This window comes from Aquimonas sp., from assembly GCF_044377145.1.
Taxonomy (GTDB): domain Bacteria; phylum Pseudomonadota; class Gammaproteobacteria; order Xanthomonadales; family Xanthomonadaceae; genus Aquimonas.
The window spans coordinates 1-17,265 of record NZ_JBILJQ010000032.1; the positions used below are offsets into that span (position 1 = coordinate 1).

Below are 17,265 nucleotides of genomic sequence, written 5' to 3' on the forward strand. Positions count from 1 at the left end.
GACTGCCGACCACGCGCAACCGCGACATCGACAGCTTGCTGCCGATCGAGGGCTGGGCGCCGATCTGCAACTGAGGCTCAGCACGGCGAGTGGGGAAGCGGTAGGTGGCTTGGGCGGACGCATACGTGGCTTCGACGGTGAGGCGCTCCGCAGTGCGCAGGCATTCGGCTGCACAGCCACCGTAGGCGCGAACCAGGCCACCGGCGCCGAGCTTGATGCCGCCGTACCAGCGAGTCACCACCGCGACGACGCCATCCAGCCCTTGCCCATCGATTGCTGCGAGGATCGGTCGACCCGCGGTACCCGCCGGCTCGCCGTCGTCGGACGAGCGGTAGGCGCTGCCGATCCGGTAGGCCCAGCAGTTGTGGGTGGCGTCCGGGTCTGCGACCTGCTGCAGGTGGAGCAGGGCCGCCTCGGCGCTGTCGATCGACGCAGCCTGGCAAACGAAGCGGCTGCGTTTTACCTCCAGCACGTAGCGCGCCGGAACGGCCAGGGTGATGCTCACCGCGGCTCGCTGAGCAGCGGCCTCAGGTCGGCCGGAACCACCAGATAGGGATAGCTGCGCACGAATTCCTGCAGGCTGCGCCGAGCCTGCTCGGCCTGGCCGGCCGCGCGCCGCGCACGCACGCGCTCCAGCCATTCGGTGGGCGGCAGGCGTGCATCCAGCTGCAGCGGTGGGAATCCGTGCGCATCGACGTTGTCGGCGGCGCGAATGCGGCTGCCGGTGACTTCGATCGCTTCGAGACGGGTGTCAGCCGCGGCGCCCGCCTCAGCTTGATCTGCTCCACCCAGCGGGGCGGCGCGAGCTTCTGCCGCCAGCGCGGGCTCCGGCGGCGGTGCGGGCTCCGGCGGCGTTGCGGGTGATGGGGCAGGCGGGGCTGCTGCAGCGGGCGCCATCTGCGGTTCAATCGCCGCCGGGGGGGGCGACTGCGCGTCAGCGCGCGCCGGTGCCGCTGCACGTCCGAGTCTCGAAGCCTCCGCGTCGATGAGCTTGGCGCGCTCGACGCCGGTCGGCTCCGGGCTGGCTGGCGCGGCTGCCGGGCGTTGGATCACCTCAATCTGCATCGATTCTTCCAAGGCTGCCGACCGCGTTTGGGACTCGCGGGGTGCCGGGGCTGGTTCGACCGAACCCGGGCCATGCTCGGCGAGTTGCCAGCCGATACCGGCCGCCAACACCGCTCCGGCAACGCTACCCATGGCCAGCCAGCGGCTGCGCGGACGTGGGCTGCGCCGGGTGACGGCCGGAGCCGTGGCAAGTGCCGCATGCGCCAGCGCCAGGATTCGTGCATCGAGTTCGGCGCTGGGTTCGGCTGCGGGCAGGCGCCGCAGCGCTTCGGCCATGGCGCGTTCTTCTGCGTCCAAGGGCCCAGGTGGCGCTGTGTTCGGGGGCGGCAGGGGCGTCATCGGCGCAACCGTTCCTTGAGTTTGTCCAGCGCGTAGCGCAGCCGGGACTTGACAGTCTCGCGTCCGGCGCCGGTGATCGCGCCGATCTCCTCCAGCGAGAGCTCCTGCTCCAGACGCAGCTGCAGCGCGATGCGCTGCTCGTCAGGCAGTTCGGCCAGCGCCAGCTGCAGGCGCCGCGCCTGTTCGAACTCGCCCAGGGTTTCCTCCGGTGTCAACGCAGCATCTGCACCAAAGGGGTTGTCCTGGGTGTCGGCGGCCTCGGCCGGTTCATCGACGGCGATTTCTGGACGCTGGCGCCGGTACTGGTCGATCAGCAGGTTGTGCGCGATCTGGTACAGCCAGGTGGCGAAGCGCGCCTCCGGGCGATAGCGCGCGCGTGCCGCGATCACCCGGCTCCACACGTCCTGGAAACACTCTTCGGCGGTCTCACGGCGGCCGAGGCCGCGCTGCAGAAACCGCAGCAGGCCGCCGCGGTGGCGCCGGTACAGGGTTTCGAAGGCGGTGGCATCGCCGCCAGCAAATCGCAGCATCAGCTGCTCGTCGCTGATCTCGTGCTCAGCCGTGGCCGGCGCGGCCGCCGCGCCGCCGTCAAGCAACTGCATCGGCTTGCCTCTGCACGGGCCGCGGCATCGTGCTCATTCGCTGCGCACGCCGATCTCGCCATCGGCCAAGCGCACGCGCAGTGCTTGCCCGCTGCTGACTTGGGCCACGCTGTGGACCACGCTGCCGCTGTCCGGGTCGAGCACGATCGCGTAGCCGCGGCCGAGCGTCGCCAGCGGGCTGACCGCGGCCAGGGTCCGGGCCAGCGCATCGCAGCGTTGGCGCCGTCGCTGCAGCGTGACCAGCACGCCGCGCTCCAAACGGCCGATCAATTGGCCGATCTGCAGCCGCTGCTGCGGCAGCTTCTGCGCCGGTGCTGACAGCTGCAGCCGGCGCTCGAGCTGGTTCAGCCGCTCGCCCAGCAGGCGGCTCTGGCGGCTGCGCCACAGCGCGGTCCGCGTACGCAAGGCCTCGATCCGCTCGCGCACACGTTGCAGGCGTAACGACGGCGCCTGTGCGCGCAGGCGCAGTTCCAGTTGGTCCAGACGTTGAGCCTGCCGTGACTGCAACTGCTGATGGCTGCGATGGACGCGAAGCGCAAGCATGCGCAGTCGCTGCAGCAGGGCGAGCTTGTCCGGCACCAGCAGCTCGGCGGCGGCCGAGGGCGTTGGTGCCCGCAGATCGGCGACCCAGTCGCTGATGCTGAAATCGATTTCGTGCCCGACCGCTGACACCACCGGGGTCGAAAGCCCGGCGATGCAGCGCGCCAGCGCCTCGTCGTTGAACGCGAGCAGGTCTTCAAGCGAACCGCCGCCGCGGGTCAGCAGCAGAGCGTCGTAACGGCCGCAGGCGTCGGCTCGACGCAGCATGTCGATCATCTGCGCCGGGGCCTCTTTGCCCTGCACCAGGACCGGCAGCAGCTCGACCTCGATCAAGGGAAAGCGCCGCGCCAGCACGCTGAGTACATCGCGGATCGCGGCGCCGGTCGGTGAGGTCACGACCGCCAAGCGATGCGGTGGCACCGGAACCCGACGCTTGCGCTCGGCGGCGAACAGGCCTTCGGCTTCCAGACGCGCCCGCAGGGCCTCGAAGGCTCGGCGCAAGGCGCCTTCGCCGGCGGGCTCAAGATGCTCAGCGATCAGTTGGTAGTCACCGCGCGGCTCATACAGAGATAGTCGTCCGCGCACCAGCACCTGCTGACCGTCGCCGGGCACGAAATCCAGCCGATGACTGCGGGGCTTGAACAAGGCGCAGCGGACCTGGGCGCGCGCGTCCTTCAGCGTGAAGTACACGTGCCCGGAAGCGGGGCGCGAAACGCCGGACAGTTCGCCCTCCACCCAGACCAAGGGGAACGCGCCTTCCAGCAGATCGCGCGCCATCGCGTTCAGGCTACTGGGGCTGAGTACCGGACGTTGGAGGGCAGGCGAGTTCACGAAGGCCAGACAGTTCCGGGGTTATGCCAAGCAGGCGCGAAGGTCGGGGCGGCATCCTAACCCGGACCGCAGTGTCGGTCTGCCGTCGCCGCGCTTGGACAGCGCTGCGGCCTCGACTTTGCATCCACCCGACCTGCGGGTCGGAATCTGGATCTGCCGGCCCGCACGGCGGTGGACTCTTGGCCACGATCCAATCGTGCGGGTGTTGCGAGCGCACCTGGCGCAGGCCGAGTCGTCTGCTCGGCCCGGTTTGATCGGAGAGTGGCGACCAGCGGAGCAGCGCAAGGCACCGGCGGATCCGTGGCCCGACCGTTCGGAAATCGACAGGCTGTTAGACTCGTCGCCGAGCTTCGAAGCACGGCGATGAGATTGATCTCCGCCGAAGCATATCGTTGAGGATGGCGTACGCATGACTGAGTCTTACAAGCAGCTCGGCGAGCAACTGCCTGATCGGTCGGGAACGACGTCCGGCAGTTTCCCCATCGAGCCGAAGGCCGTCGCCCGCTGGGTCGAGGATCTCCCTCGCGCAAATCCCCAAGTCACGCTGGCACGTCTCGCCGATGCGTTCGGCCAGCTGCGCCGTCGCGGTCTGTCGGGTGGCCTGCGCGCGGCCATCCTCGACATGCTGCGGCCGGTGGTGCTTGAGGCCATCCAGTTTCTGGATCGTCAGCTGCAGACCAGCAATTTTCCGCTGACGCCACAGGCCTCGCAGGCCGCCGAGGCGTGTCTGAATCTGCATCGCGAGATGGCCAACGGCTATCGCGCCGCTCTGCATGAGGCGTTGGCGCCCAGCGGATCGGTGTCGTTTCTGCGCCGTGGCGCCACCGCCCAGGTGTTGGTGCGCGCTGCCCTGCATCACGTGCGCCTGCTGTCGCTGTCGTATTTCCTCTATCGCATGCCGCTGCCGGGCGTGTGGTTCGGCCTGCATTCGATCTACCGCTTCGCACGCGCAACCGGAATGGCCGCCAAGAGCGTCGATGAGCCACACGATGGCGGCAGTCGTTCGGTGGAGCAGCTCTACCTGCAGTCGGTCTTGTTGGCGCTGTCCAATCCGTTCCGGTTCAGTCAGCGCGAACAGCACGACCTGTGGCCGATCAGCCGTGATCTGGTCGGCGAGATCGAGCTGTCGGACACCTGCCCGCACGATGGCGCGTTCGCTGTGCCGGTGATGACCGATCGCGGCCCCGGCTACATCCCAGAGGAGCGCGAAGGCGGCGTCGAGAGCGTGCTGTGGCTGGATCTCGGCCCGTTGCGCGCGCTGCTCGAAGCGCCGCTGCAGCACTCCGGCATCGAACAGGTCAGCCTGAAACTCAAACGTCAGAAGCGCAGCCTGGGCGCGCCGGCCGAGCTGATGCGACGGCTGCGTGCCGGCTGGGGCACGGCCGCCGAGCGCCGCGCCCGCCGACTGGGTGCAACCCACACTCTGGATACCGTGATCGGTCTGAGCGGCTTGCATTACTTCCTGTCGGGCGAAAGCGATTTCGACAGCTTCATGCATCAGGTCACCGGCCACCGCGTCGGTGCTGCACCGCATGCAGCGTGGGCGCAGGCGACTCAAGAGACGGTCAAATCATCGCGGGTGCGCGCGCAGGTGCTCGACCAGAGCCTCGGCGGCTATCGACTTCTGTGGGCGCGCGAGACCGGCATTCGCATTCGGGTTGGCGAGCTGATGGGCCTCACCATCGCCCATGAAGAAGACGATCCCTTGTGGATGGTCGGGGTGGTGCGATGGATGCGCTATCACGGTGATGGCTCGGTCGATGCCGGCATTGAACTGCTGGCTCGGCGCGCGCGCGCGGTGGGCTTGCGCGCGCTGGACATGCTTGGCACGCCCAAGCCGCCGCAGCGTGGAGTCGCGATTGAATGGCTGCGCGATGCGGGCACCGATGCCAGCTACTTCGTCGCCCCCTCGCAGATCGACAACGCGGTCAGCCGCATCGAGGTGGCCGGGTTGGCCTCCACCAAGGACGATTTCGATTCCCCCGCGGGCGAAGTGATCTCGTTCTTCAATCAGCTCACCGCCGTTGAACAGGCCGGCGACTATGTTCTGATACGCGCCTTGCGTGGCAGAGAAATCGATTCAGCGGTGGCCTAATGTCCGAGCTTCAAATGATCGAGCGTCGCACGACGCTCCGCACCCTCGTGGGTTCCGTCGCCGTCGGTGGTGGTGCACCGGTGGTGGTGCAATCGATGACCAATACCGACACTGCTGATGTGGCCTCGACCGCCAAGCAGGTGGGGGAGCTGTGGCGCGCCGGTTCGGAGCTGGTGCGGATCACGGTGAATACCCCAGAGGCCGCCGCCGCGGTGCCGCGCATCCGCGACCGGCTGGCGATGATGGGCATCGAGGTGCCGCTGATCGGCGACTTCCACTACAACGGCCACCTGCTGCTGGCGAATGAACCCGCCTGCGCGGAGGCCTTGGCCAAGTACCGCATCAATCCCGGCAATGTCGGCTTCGGGCGCAAGCGTGATACCCAGTTCGCGCAGTTGATCGAGTTCGCCCTGCAGTACCGCAAGCCGATACGGATCGGCGCCAATTGGGGCTCGCTGGACCAGGATCTGGCCGCGCGTCTGATGGATGAAAACGGCGCGCGCGCCGAGCCCTGGGATGCCGCGCGGGTGCTGCGTGAGTCCTTGATCCGTTCGGCGCTGGATTCGGCCGAGCGCGCCGTCGAGATCGGGCTTGCGCCGGAGCAGATCATCCTGTCCTGCAAAGTGTCCGGCGTGCAGGATCTGATCGCCGTCTATCGAGATCTGGCGCGGCGCTCACGGTTTCCTCTGCATCTGGGTCTGACCGAGGCCGGCATGGGCTCGAAGGGCATCGTCGCGTCCACCGCGGCGTTGGCGATCCTGATGCAGGAAGGCATCGGCGACACCATCCGCGTGTCGCTGACGCCTGAGCCCGGGCAGTCGCGTACGACCGAGGTGATCGTTGCGCAGGAAATGCTGCAGACCTTGGGCTTGCGTGCATTCACGCCGCTGGTCACCGCCTGCCCGGGCTGCGGCCGCACCACCAGCGAGTTCTTCCAGGAGTTGGCGAAGCAAGTGCAGACGCATGTCCGCGCACGCATGCCTGAGTGGAAACTCAAACATCCCGGCGTGGAGAACCTCACGCTGGCGGTGATGGGCTGCATCGTCAACGGCCCCGGCGAAAGCAAGCACGCCAACATCGGCATCTCGCTTCCCGGCACCGGCGAATCCCCGGTCGCGCCAGTATTCATCGACGGTGAGAAAGCCGCGACGCTGCGCGGCGACCACATCGTCGAAGAGTTCATCGGGATTATCGAGGACTATGTTGTGGGGCGCTACAAGTAGCGGCTTGTTCGGGATTCGGGATTCGGGATTCGCAAAAGCCTCGCGAGCCGTTCCGCGCGCTGTTTCAAAGCCTGCGACGCGAATCATCGCCCCTGCAGCCAGACACCGCCGGCTCTGACGAATCCCGAATCCCCAATCCCAGCCCGTCAGGGCTCGCAACACACCCGATTGCGCCCTTCATCCTTGGCCCGATACAGCGCCGAATCGGCGGCCTTCATCAGCCTGGAACGGTCGCCGCGGTCTGAGCGGGCCTGGGCGATGCCGACGCTGACGGTGATGTGCTGTGGCACTCCGCCCGGGTGGAACAGGGTGCCGGCAACTGCACAGCGAAACTGTTCGGCGAACTCTCTCGCGCCTTCCAGATCCGTTTCCGGGAGAAGCACCGCAAACTCCTCGCCGCCGATGCGCGCAGCGACGTCTTCGCGTCGGACCTGGCTGCGCAGAATCGCTGACATCTGTTTCAGCACGCCGTCGCCGGCGATATGCCCGTAAGTGTCGTTGACCGGCTTGAACAGATCGACGTCGATGATGCACAGGCTCAGCGGCCGGCCGTGGCGCAGGGCGCGGGCGATCTCGGTGTCGAGCTGCTCGGCGAAATGGCGGCGGTTGTAGAGGTCGGTCAGTGGGTCGTGGGTGGCGAGCTGGTAGACCTCTTCGTGGTAGCGCGCCTCAAGGCTGGCGTGGCTGATGAACTTCAGCAGGATCTCGCCGACGGTGATGTGGTCGCCGTCCACCAGCACCGCCTCGGCGCGCGGTTGATCGTTGACGCGGGTCGGGTTGGTCGCGCCAAGGTCACGCACTCGATAGGTATCTCCATCGCGCCAGACTTCGCAGTGCCGCCGCGACACGCTGGCGTGAGGAATGTGCAGGCGCGCTTCGGGCGTGCGTCCCACCAGCACTGGATCGGTCTCGACGTCCACACGCTTGCCCAGGCCTTCCCCGTGGATCACCACCAGGCAGGCCGAATGGTGCTGGGTGGGCTGCGCTGGGCCGGGGCTCAGCACGGTCCGTTGGGTGGTGGGATTGTCCGAGGACGGGAGCATGGTGGGACGCAGTGGTCGGCAGTGGGCGAATCAGCCGCCGAAGAGTAGCACCGAGGCCGCTGGTCGAGAACGCGGGCGCCTGTGCTGATGGGTGTCATGCCTGATTCTCGTTCCTTCCTGGCAGGTTGCATGTGTCGTCAACGGCCGCTTTGGCGCTTGTTTCCCATGCCCTGGCGCGGCCCTTTCTTGCTGCAGGGCAGCATGCTAGCCTCCGATGGATTCAGTGATTCTTCCTCCTGCGGAGCCCCCAGCATGTCGCGAACCTTCAACTTCAGCGCCGGCCCCGCCGCGCTGCCCGAACCTGTTCTTCTGCAGGCCCAGCGCGAGCTGCTCGAGTGGAGCGGTGAGCGCGCCTCCGTGATGGAAGTCAGCCATCGCGGCGCCGCATTCGTTGCTGCGGCCGAGGAGGCAGAGCGCGATCTGCGCGACCTGCTGAGCGTTCCATCGAACTACAAGGTGCTGTTCCTTCAGGGCGGCGCCACCCAGCACTTCGCGCAGATTCCGATGAATATCGCCGGTGTCGATCGCGTCGCCGACTACATCGTCACCGGCGCCTGGGGCCAGAAGGCGGTCGCCGAAGGCAAGCCCTACGTGCGCGCTCAGGTCGCCGCGACTTCGGAAGCCGGCAACTTCACCTCGATCCCGGCGCGCTCGGAGTGGCAGCTGTCCGCCGAGGCTGCGTATGTGCACTACACCCCGAACGAAACCATCCACGGCGTCGAGTTCCATCAGGCCCCGGAGGTCGGAGACGTGCCGCTGGTCGGCGACTTCTCGTCGACCCTGCTGTCGCGCCCGATCGACGTCGCGCATCACGGCATCATCTACGCAGGCGCGCAGAAGAACATCGGCCCGTCCGGTCTGGTGGTGCTGATCGTGCGCGAGGACCTGATTCCCACGCCGCCTTCGAACATCGCCAAGGTGCTGAGTTACGCCGCCCAGGCCAAGGACGGCAGCATGCTGAATACGCCGCCGACGTTCTCCTGGTATCTCGCCGGCTTGGTGTTCAAGTGGCTGAAAGAGCAGGGCGGGCTGGGCGCGATGGCCGAGCGCAACCGTGCCAAGGCCGAGTTGCTGTATTCGACGATCGATGGTTCCGGCGGCTTCTATCGCAACCCGGTCGAGGTCTCTTCGCGCTCGTGGATGAATGTGCCTTTCACGCTCGTTGACGAGGCGCTGGACAAGCCCTTTCTGAAGGAGTCCGAGGCTGCCGGCCTGCTGGCTCTCAAGGGGCATCGCGCTGTGGGCGGCATGCGCGCCTCGATCTACAACGCGATGCCGATCGAAGGCGTGCGTGCCTTGACCGACTTCATGGCCGACTTCGCCAAGCGCCACGGTTGATGGCGCATCGCGGCGCGGCCGCCTTCGTTGGCGCAGGCGGCCGCCCGCGGTAGCGTGTCAGTTGCAGTGCGGCGCACGGCAGGCGGGCCGCGAATGGTTGGCCGTCAGAACAACAATTCCGCAGATCGCGCATACCGCGCGTCTCCCCAGCTTTCCCTCTGCAGGTAGCTCCCACATGTTCAAGATCCAGACGCTCAACAACATCAGCCGTATCGGTCTGGACCGCTTGCCGGCCGACCGCTACCAGATCGCGACCGATATGCCGGTGCCGGATGCCGTGCTGGTGCGTTCGGCCGACATGCACAAGTTGGACATTCCCGCATCGGTAAAGGCGATTGGCCGCGCCGGCGCCGGCACCAACAACATCCCCGTGGCGGCGATGAGCGAGCGCGGCGTACCGGTGTTCAATGCGCCGGGCGCCAATGCCAATGCGGTGAAGGAGCTGGTGCTGGCCGGCATGCTGCTGTCGGCGCGCAACATCAGCGAGGCGCTGGGCTTCGTCGCCAACCTGCGCGAGCACGCCGACCCGCACCACGCCATCGAGGCCGAGAAGAAGCGCTTCGCCGGCTCCGAGTTGGCCGGCAAAACCCTTGGCGTGATCGGCCTCGGAGCGATCGGTGTCAAGGTCGCCAATGCCGCGCGCGCGCTGGGCATGCGAGTGGTCGGGTTCGACCCGCACATGACCATCGATGGCGCCTGGCAGCTGTCCTCCGATGTGGTCAAAGCGGGCAGCTTGAACGAGCTGATCGCCTCGGCCGAGTACATCAGTTTCCACGTGCCGCTGAACGATGCCACGCGCGGCATCTTCGGTGCGTCTGCGCTGGAGGCCGCGCGCCGTGGTGTGGTGCTGCTCAACTTCGCCCGCGAAGGCATCGTTGATCCGCAGGCGCTGCGTCAGGGCTTGGAGACTGGCGTGATCGGTCGCTACGTCTGCGACTTCCCGACCGTTGACCTGGTCGGCAATCCGCGTGTGATCGCGCTGCCGCATCTCGGTGCATCGACCGAAGAGGCCGAGGAAAACTGTGCGGTGATGGTGGCCGACCAGATTCGCGACTACCTCGAAAACGGCAATGTTCAGAACTCGGTCAACTTCCCGAACACGCGGATGTCGCGCGAGGGCAAGGCCCGGCTGTGCATCGCCAACCGCAACCGCCCCAACATGATCGGCCAGCTCTCGCATCTGCTCGGCGAGGCCGGGGTCAATATCGCCCAGATGCACAACGCCTCGCGCGGCGAGCTGGCCTACACCCTGCTGGATGTCGATGTTCCCGTCGATGCCGCCCTGGTGGCGCAGATCGCGAGCGTTGACGGCATCCTGTCGGTGCGGGCGGTCTGATGGCCGCGCGTGGGGGCAAGGGGAAAGGTGTCCCCGCCAAACCGCCGGCCGTTGATCCAGCGGAAGTGAAGGGTAAAGCGGCGCGCACGAAGACCGCCAAGCCTGCAGCGACCAAGAGCGTGGCGGCCAAGGCCGTCGCGAAAAAGTCGGCTGCGAAAGGCCGCGGCGCGCACGCGCCCGCGGCCAAGATCGAGCTACCTGCATCGACGGCCCTGCCGCCGGCGCTTGCACAGGCGCGCGAGCGCATCGACAGCATTGATCGCGGCATCCAGGATCTGATCGTCGAACGCGCGCGCTGGGCGCAGCAGGTCGGTCGCGCCAAGGGCCCGCTGAAGGCTGCGGTCGAGTACTACCGGCCCGAGCGCGAGGCCCAGGTGCTGCGCAAGGTGGTCGATCGCAATGACGGCCCGCTGCACGACGAAACCCTGGTGCGCCTGTTCCGCGAGATCATGTCGGCTTGCCTCGCCCAGCAGGAGCCGCTGCGGATCGGCTTCCTCGGGCCGGAGGGCACCTTCAGCCAGCAGGCCGTGCACAAGCACTTCGGCCACTCGGCGCTGGGCATGCCGCTGTCGAGCATCGAGGAAGTGTTCCAGGAGGTCGAGGCCAAGAACGCCGACTTCGGTGTGGTGCCGGTCGAGAACTCCGGCCAGGGCACCATCCAGTCCACGCTCGACATGTTCCTGACCTCGAAGCTGAAGATCTGCGGTGAAGTCGAACTGCGAGTGCATCAGCACCTGCTGAACCGCTCCGGCCGGATCGAGGACATCGAGCGCATCTACTCGCACCCGCAGTCGCTGGGCCAGTGCAAAACCTGGCTGCGCCAGTACCTGCCCAAGGTCGAGAAGATCGCGGTCTCCAGCAATGCCGAGGCCGCGCGGCGGGCTCGCACTGCTGACGATGCGGCAGCGATTGCGGGCGAGTCGGCGGCGCATGTGTACGGTCTGAAAATCGTCGCTGGACCGATCGAGGATCGCCCAGACAACACCACCCGTTTTCTGGTGATCGGCCGCGAACTGTTTCCGCCGTCCGGCCACGATCGGACCTCGCTGCTGGTATTCGTGCGCGACCAGCCCGGCGCGCTCTACAACGTGCTGCGGCCCTTGGCCGAACACGGCGTCAGCATGAACCGCATCGAATCGCGGCCGTCGCACGAGGGCAAGTGGCAATACGCATTCTTCATCGACATCGCGGGCCATGTCGAAGACCCTGCGGTACGCGCCGCCCTGGGTGCACTCGGCGAGTTCGCTTCGCAGGTGCGCATCCTCGGCAGCTATCCGGTGGCGGTGCTGTGAGCGAGGCCTTGCAGTGAGCGGCAGTGGCGGCACCTATCGCGCTACCCGCGCCCCTCAAGGTCTGAGTGGTCGGCTGCTCGTGCCCGGCGACAAGTCGGTCAGCCATCGCGCGATGATGCTGGCCTCGCTGGCCGAGGGCGTCAGCGAAGTTCGCGGCTTTCTTGAGGGCGAGGACACCCGCGCCACCGCGCGCGCCTTCGCCCAGATGGGCGTGCAAATCGATGCGCCCGAGCCCAGCGTGCGACGGGTGCATGGCGTCGGCTTGCACGGGCTCAAAGCGCCCGCGGCCGCGATCGACTGCGGCAATGCCGGCACCGGCATGCGCCTGCTGTCTGGCCTGCTGGCGGGACAGGGCTTCGACAGCGAGTTGATCGGCGATGAGTCTCTGACTCGGCGACCAATGAATCGCGTGGTGCTGCCGCTGCGACAGATGGGCGCGGTGATCGACACCGCGGCCGAGGGTCGCCCGCCGCTGCGCATCCGCGGCGGCGCCAAGCTGCACGGCATCCGCTACGAGCTGCCGGTGGCCAGCGCCCAGGTCAAGTCGGCCCTGCTGCTGGCGGGTCTGTACGCCGAAGGTGAAACCGAAACCATCGAGCCGCATCCGACCCGCGACTACACCGAGCGCATGTTGTCCGCCTTCGGAGTGGCGATCGACTTCACACCCGGACGCGCCCGTCTGCACGGCGGCCAGGTTCTGCGCGCCACCGACGTGCAGGTGCCGGCGGATTTCTCTTCGGCGGCCTTCTTCATCGTCGCGGCGAGCCTGATTCCGGGCTCGGATCTGCTGATCGAACAGGTCGGCATCAACCCGCGGCGTACCGGGCTGTTGGAAGCGCTGCGGGTGATGGGCGCGGATATCCAGCTTGAGAATCGCAGCGAGCACGGCGGCGAGCCGGTGGCCGACCTGCGCGTGCGGCATGCGCGACTTCGCGGTGCGGTGATTCCAGAACAGGTCGTGCCCGACATGATCGACGAGTTCCCGGCCCTGTTCATCGCCGCCGCCTGCGCCGAAGGGCTGACCACGGTCAGCGGTGCGGCAGAACTGCGGGTCAAGGAATCCGACCGCATCAAGAGCATGGCCGACGGACTGAAGGCCTTGGGCGCGCGGATCGACGAGCGCCCGGATGGTGCGCTGATCGAAGGCGGCCGTTTGCATGGCGGCAGAGTCGACAGTCGCGGCGACCACCGCATTGCGATGAGCTTCGCGATCGCCGGTCAGCTGGCGGAAGGCGAGGTGGTCATCGACGATTGCGCCAATGTGGCGACCTCATTTCCGGGCTTTGTCGAGCTGGCGCGTGGCTGCGGATTCGAATTGTTCGAGTCGGCAGGCTGAACTTCCCGGCCGCTCGCCGCATGAGTTGACGGCGGACACAGGCCTCGGCAGGGTGGGTTCCGGCGGCTCACGCCGAGCAGATGCCCATCAGGTGACAGCTTCGCTGGCTTGGTGTGCGGCTGCGGGGCATCCCCGCAGCGCGGTTCCACAGTTGCTCTATCCACGGCAGCGACTTCGTTGCGGCACGCCGCAAATGTGTCGCTGCGAATATCGAGGTCGGCGTGGGTCCGCCAATTCAACTGCTGCCATCGCCCGCGACTGATCGCGCACTTGCCTTGCTCGCATTGGCGGGTGCATGGACTGCCGAGGGCATTGCCGCGCGTTGGAGCGCGGCCTGGCCGACCGTCAGCTCATGGAGATGGTTGTTGGAAGCGCTGCTTGCCGAGTACCCGGCCTCCAGCGCCGCGCGCCTCTCCGCGGAAGCCTTGGCTGCGTGGATGAGCGCCCATCGCGATCGACAGTGGCTGCCTGCTGCAGCGCCGCTGCGTGCACCGCACCTTCCGTTTCTGCTCGCGCTGCCCGCAAAGCCCAAGCGCTGGTTGATCGAGTCCGCGGCGGCGCCGATGCCAAGGCTGGACTTCAGGCCGACAGTGCAATCGCTGCCTGCGCTCGCCGCACATCTGGGCCTCAGTCTGGGCGAGCTCGACTGGTTGCGTGCGCGTTGCCGCGGTCATAGCCACTACCGGCTGCGGCTGATTCCGCGCCCGATGGGTCGCATGCGGATTCTCGAGATTCCGAAGCAGCGCTTGAAGCAGGTCCAGCGCGCGATCCTGCGTGATCTTCTGCCCGCCGAGGCCTGCTCCGAGCATGCCCATGGTTTCGTGCCCGGCCGCTCCGCACTCAGCCATGCGCGTCTGCATTGCGCGCGCGGCGGCCTGTTGCAGCTGGATCTGCGCGATTGGTTCGCCGGCATCGCCCTGCCGAGAGTGCGCGCGGTGTTTGTCGACCTGGGCTATCCGATGCCGGTGGCGAACGCGCTTGCGCAGCTGTGCACGGCGCGGCATGACTCCGTCAGCCTGGCCGGGCTGCCGTCAGCGCAGCGAATGCAGGCCCGGGATCGCCACCTGCCGCAGGGTGCGCCGACCTCGCCTGCGCTGGCCAATCTTTGCGCCCGTGGTCTGGATCGACGGCTCGCGGCGTATGCCGCTGCCGCCGGTTGGCGCTACAGCCGCTATGCGGATGACCTGGTCTTTTCGAGCGAGCTGGGCTGCAGTGATGACTTTCGTCGCGCGCTGCCAACGATCGAGCGGGTCGTCCGCGACGAAGGCTTCGCACCGAATCCATCCAAGACGCGGATCCAATCGCAGGGGCAGCGCCAGCGCGTCACCGGCATCGTCACCAACGCGCGTCCAGCGCTGGCACGCGAGGACTTCGATCGTTTGAAGGCCGAGGTGCACGCCTGGTGCTGCGGTCGCGAACGCGTTATCGATGGCGAGGATCGGCAACTCAGCCTGCAGCGGCTGCTGGGTCGCATCGGTTGGCTGCGACAGCTGCAGCCGGCGCGTGGCGATCGACTGCTGGCGCGTCTGCGTACGGCCGGTATCACCCAACGATTCGATCGTCATGACAGATGACGCCTCGCCGATCGAGGGTGCCGCCGCTAGAATGCGCGGATGACCATTTCCCCGCCGAACCCACCCCCTGTTCTCACCATCGATGGCCCTTCGGGCTCTGGCAAAGGCACGGTGGCGCGGGCGGTGGCGCAGCGGCTCGGCTGGCATTTCCTGGATTCCGGCGCGCTCTATCGCGCGGTGGGTCTGGCTGCGGGTTGGCATGACCTTGATCTGAGTGATGCCGACGCGCTGGAGCGCTGCGCGCGTGAGACCCAGGTGCGCTTCGAGGCGCGTCAGGGTGCCGAGCCGAGAGTGTTCGTGGATGGCGTCGACGCCACCGACGAGCTGCGCACCGAAACTGCAGGTGCCGCCGCTTCAGCGATCGCCGCGCTGCCGCCGGTGCGCGCGGCGCTGTTCGACAAGCAGCGCGCATTTCGCCAGACGCCAGGCCTGGTGGCCGATGGCCGCGACATGGGCACGGTGATCTTCCCCGATGCCGCCTTCAAGGTTTTTCTGACCGCCAGCGCCGCTGAACGCGCCGACCGTCGTTATAAGCAGTTGAAGGATAAAGGACTCGCAGTTACACTCGCCGGTCTGCTGGAGGAGATTGTCGCGCGCGATGCGCGTGACGCCGAGCGCACCGTGGCCCCCCTGAAGCCCGCAGCCGATGCGGTCCTCATCGATTCCACCGGCGTTCCCGTCGAGACCGTCATCGACCGCGTGCTGGCTGTGCTGCGCTGATCCTCCGGGATCCGCACGGCGCGGCTGCAGGCCGTCTGTCGCGTGTGCGCACTCTCGCAACAGCAGATCCCATGCCCGGGCCACGATGGTCCCGGGTCAACCAACAGATGTCCGCAGGGTTCGCCCTTGAGGATGTCGCACAGCCGGTGGCCGACGCAGATGTCGCGTGTCAGGCCGTGTGTCCAACCTGGAAATTCACCCCCATGACCGAAAGTTTTGCTGAACTGTTCGAGCAGAGCGAAAAGCTCTCCAAGCTGAAGCCGGGCGCCATTGTCGTCGGCGTCGTCGTCGAGATCCGCTCCGACGTGGTCGTCGTCAACGCAGGCCTGAAGTCCGAAGGCATCGTCCCGATCGAGCAGTTCAAGAACGAGCAGGGCGAGCTCGAAGTCGCCGTTGGCGACGAAGTCAAGGTTGCGCTCGATTCGCTCGAGAACGGCTTTGGCGAGACCGTCCTCTCGCGTGAGAAGGCCAAGCGTTCGCTGGTTTGGGACGAGCTCGAGGAAGCCCTCGAAGCCAACGCCACCATCACCGGTCGGATCAGCGGCAAGGTCAAGGGTGGTTTCACGGTCGACATCAAGGACGTCCGCGCGTTCCTGCCCGGTTCGCTGGTGGATGTGCGCCCCGTGCGCGATCCGGTGTACCTGGAAGGCAAGGACATCGAGTTCAAGATCATCAAGCTCGACCGCAAGCGCAACAACGTGGTGGTTTCGCGTCGCGCCGTGGTCGAGAGCGAGTTCAGCGCCGAGCGCGAGCAGCTGCTTGAGCGCCTGCAGGAGAACGCGGTCGTCAAGGGCGTGGTCAAGAACCTCACCGATTACGGCGCATTCGTTGACCTCGGCGGCATCGACGGTCTGCTGCACATCACCGACATGGCGTGGAAGCGCGTGCGTCATCCGTCCGAAGTCGTCAACGTCGGCGACGAGCTGGACGTCCGCGTGCTGAAGTTCGACCGCGAGCGCAACCGCGTCAGCCTCGGCCTGAAGCAGCTGGGCGAGGATCCGTGGGAGAACATCGCCCGCCGTTACCCGAACGGCTCGCGCATCATCGGCAAGGTCAGCAACGTCACCGATTACGGCTGCTTCGTCGAAATCGAAGCCGGCGTCGAAGGTCTGGTCCACGTCTCCGAAATGGACTGGACCAACAAGAACGTCAACCCGTCGAAGGTTGTGCAGGTCGGCGACGAAGCCGAAGTCATGGTGCTGGACGTTGATGAAGAGCGTCGCCGCATCTCGCTGGGCATCAAGCAGTGCACCTCGAATCCGTGGGAAGCCTTCGCAGCGATGCACAAGAAGGGTGACAAGGTCGAAGGCCAGATCAAGTCGATCACCGATTTCGGAATCTTCATCGGTCTGGACGGCGGCATCGACGGTCTGGTGCACCTGTCCGACATCAGCTGGAACGCCACTGGCGAAGACATCGTCCGCAACTTCAAGAAGGGCGAGAACGTCGAAGCCGTGGTGCTGGCGGTTGACCCCGAGCGCGAGCGCATCTCGCTGGGCATCAAGCAGCTGGAGCAGGATCCGTTCGGTCAGTTCATGGCCGGCAATCCAAAGGGCAGCATCTTGAATGGCGTGGTCAAGGAAGTGGACGCCCGTGGCGCCACCATCGAACTGGCTGACGGCATCGAGGGTTACCTGCGCGCGTCCGACATCGCCAAGGAGCGTATCGAAGACGCCACCCAGCATCTGAAGGTCGGCGACGCGGTCGAAGCCAAGTTCATCGGCATGGATCGCAAGGGCCGCACCCTGCAGCTGTCGATCCGCGCCAAGGAAGAGGCCGATCTGCAGGACGTGCTGGACGATTACCAGAGCGCCTCCGGCGGCACCACCAAGCTGGGCGCGCTGCTTCGCGAACAGCTGAGCAACAAGGGCGAGTAACGCCTGACCGCCCTGCGGCCGCGCTCACGTGCGGCCGCAGGGCATTGCTGTTGT

At 66.8% G+C, this 17,265-nt stretch carries 14 protein-coding genes; 9 read left to right on the forward strand and 5 right to left on the reverse strand.

Translation table 11 applies throughout. From position 1 onward, the window contains the following. The 4 genes from ACIQ7H_RS11215 to xseA form a co-directional block, all read right to left on the reverse strand. The coding region (locus tag ACIQ7H_RS11215) for an IMPACT family protein (protein WP_395791425.1) at nucleotides 1-505 on the reverse strand (505 nt) is incomplete at its 3' end. Next, nucleotides 502-1,341, reverse strand: coding sequence for a hypothetical protein (locus ACIQ7H_RS11220; protein WP_395791427.1), 840 nt, complete (start codon nucleotides 1,339-1,341; stop codon nucleotides 502-504). The genes ACIQ7H_RS11220 and ACIQ7H_RS11215, both read right to left, overlap by 4 nt. A 59-nt stretch (nucleotides 1,342-1,400) precedes the next feature. Further along, a complete protein-coding gene (locus ACIQ7H_RS11225) occupies nucleotides 1,401-2,006 on the reverse strand; it encodes an RNA polymerase sigma factor (RefSeq protein ID WP_395791429.1) in 606 nt (201 codons plus the stop codon). Nucleotides 2,007-2,039: 33 nt separating this feature from the next. After that, nucleotides 2,040-3,323: an exodeoxyribonuclease VII large subunit gene (xseA, locus tag ACIQ7H_RS11230; RefSeq protein ID WP_395791499.1), complete on the reverse strand. Its 1,284-nt coding sequence runs from the start codon at nucleotides 3,321-3,323 to the stop codon at nucleotides 2,040-2,042. A 463-nt stretch (nucleotides 3,324-3,786) separates the two neighbouring features. On the opposite strand from xseA, the gene ACIQ7H_RS11235 reads away from it, so the two are divergent. Next, the gene (locus ACIQ7H_RS11235; protein ID WP_395791431.1) at nucleotides 3,787-5,472 is read left to right on the forward strand and encodes a hypothetical protein; all 1,686 of its coding nucleotides are present in this window, start codon (nucleotides 3,787-3,789) and stop codon (nucleotides 5,470-5,472) included. Nucleotides 5,473-5,486: 14 nt separating this feature from the next. Beyond that, nucleotides 5,487-6,695 (forward strand): flavodoxin-dependent (E)-4-hydroxy-3-methylbut-2-enyl-diphosphate synthase, encoded by a 1,209-nt coding sequence (gene ispG / locus ACIQ7H_RS11240; RefSeq protein WP_395791433.1) that lies wholly within the window; start codon nucleotides 5,487-5,489, stop codon nucleotides 6,693-6,695. 146 nt (nucleotides 6,696-6,841) lie between these two features. Here ispG and ACIQ7H_RS11245 read toward each other — a convergent pair whose 3' ends face one another. Beyond that, complete coding sequence (locus tag ACIQ7H_RS11245; protein ID WP_395791435.1) at nucleotides 6,842-7,738, reverse strand: diguanylate cyclase; 897 nt, start codon at nucleotides 7,736-7,738, stop codon at nucleotides 6,842-6,844. Nucleotides 7,739-7,990: 252 nt separating this feature from the next. Here ACIQ7H_RS11245 and serC point away from each other — a divergent pair, with 252 nt between their 5' ends. From serC to rpsA, 7 genes are all read left to right on the forward strand, one after another. Beyond that, the gene (gene serC, locus ACIQ7H_RS11250) at nucleotides 7,991-9,076 is read left to right on the forward strand and encodes a 3-phosphoserine/phosphohydroxythreonine transaminase (RefSeq protein WP_395791437.1); all 1,086 of its coding nucleotides are present in this window, start codon (nucleotides 7,991-7,993) and stop codon (nucleotides 9,074-9,076) included. Between the two features lie 175 nt (nucleotides 9,077-9,251). After that, complete coding sequence (locus tag ACIQ7H_RS11255; protein ID WP_395791439.1) at nucleotides 9,252-10,412, forward strand: phosphoglycerate dehydrogenase; 1,161 nt, start codon at nucleotides 9,252-9,254, stop codon at nucleotides 10,410-10,412. A 65-nt stretch (nucleotides 10,413-10,477) separates the two neighbouring features. Beyond that, nucleotides 10,478-11,704 carry a prephenate dehydratase gene (pheA, locus tag ACIQ7H_RS11260; protein ID WP_395791441.1) on the forward strand — a complete coding sequence of 409 codons (1,227 nt, stop codon included), beginning with the start codon at nucleotides 10,478-10,480 and terminating at the stop codon, nucleotides 11,702-11,704. Between the two features lie 13 nt (nucleotides 11,705-11,717). Continuing rightward, nucleotides 11,718-13,040 carry a 3-phosphoshikimate 1-carboxyvinyltransferase gene (aroA, locus tag ACIQ7H_RS11265; RefSeq protein ID WP_395791443.1) on the forward strand — a complete coding sequence of 441 codons (1,323 nt, stop codon included), beginning with the start codon at nucleotides 11,718-11,720 and terminating at the stop codon, nucleotides 13,038-13,040. Between the two features lie 365 nt (nucleotides 13,041-13,405). Next, complete coding sequence (locus ACIQ7H_RS11270; protein ID WP_395791445.1) at nucleotides 13,406-14,614, forward strand: reverse transcriptase family protein; 1,209 nt, start codon at nucleotides 13,406-13,408, stop codon at nucleotides 14,612-14,614. A 39-nt stretch (nucleotides 14,615-14,653) separates the two neighbouring features. After that, nucleotides 14,654-15,334 carry a (d)CMP kinase gene (cmk, locus tag ACIQ7H_RS11275; RefSeq protein WP_395791447.1) on the forward strand — a complete coding sequence of 227 codons (681 nt, stop codon included), beginning with the start codon at nucleotides 14,654-14,656 and terminating at the stop codon, nucleotides 15,332-15,334. 203 nt (nucleotides 15,335-15,537) lie between these two features. After that, nucleotides 15,538-17,211: a 30S ribosomal protein S1 gene (gene rpsA / locus ACIQ7H_RS11280; RefSeq protein ID WP_395791449.1), complete on the forward strand. Its 1,674-nt coding sequence runs from the start codon at nucleotides 15,538-15,540 to the stop codon at nucleotides 17,209-17,211. The last annotated feature ends 54 nt before the right edge of the window (nucleotides 17,212-17,265 follow it).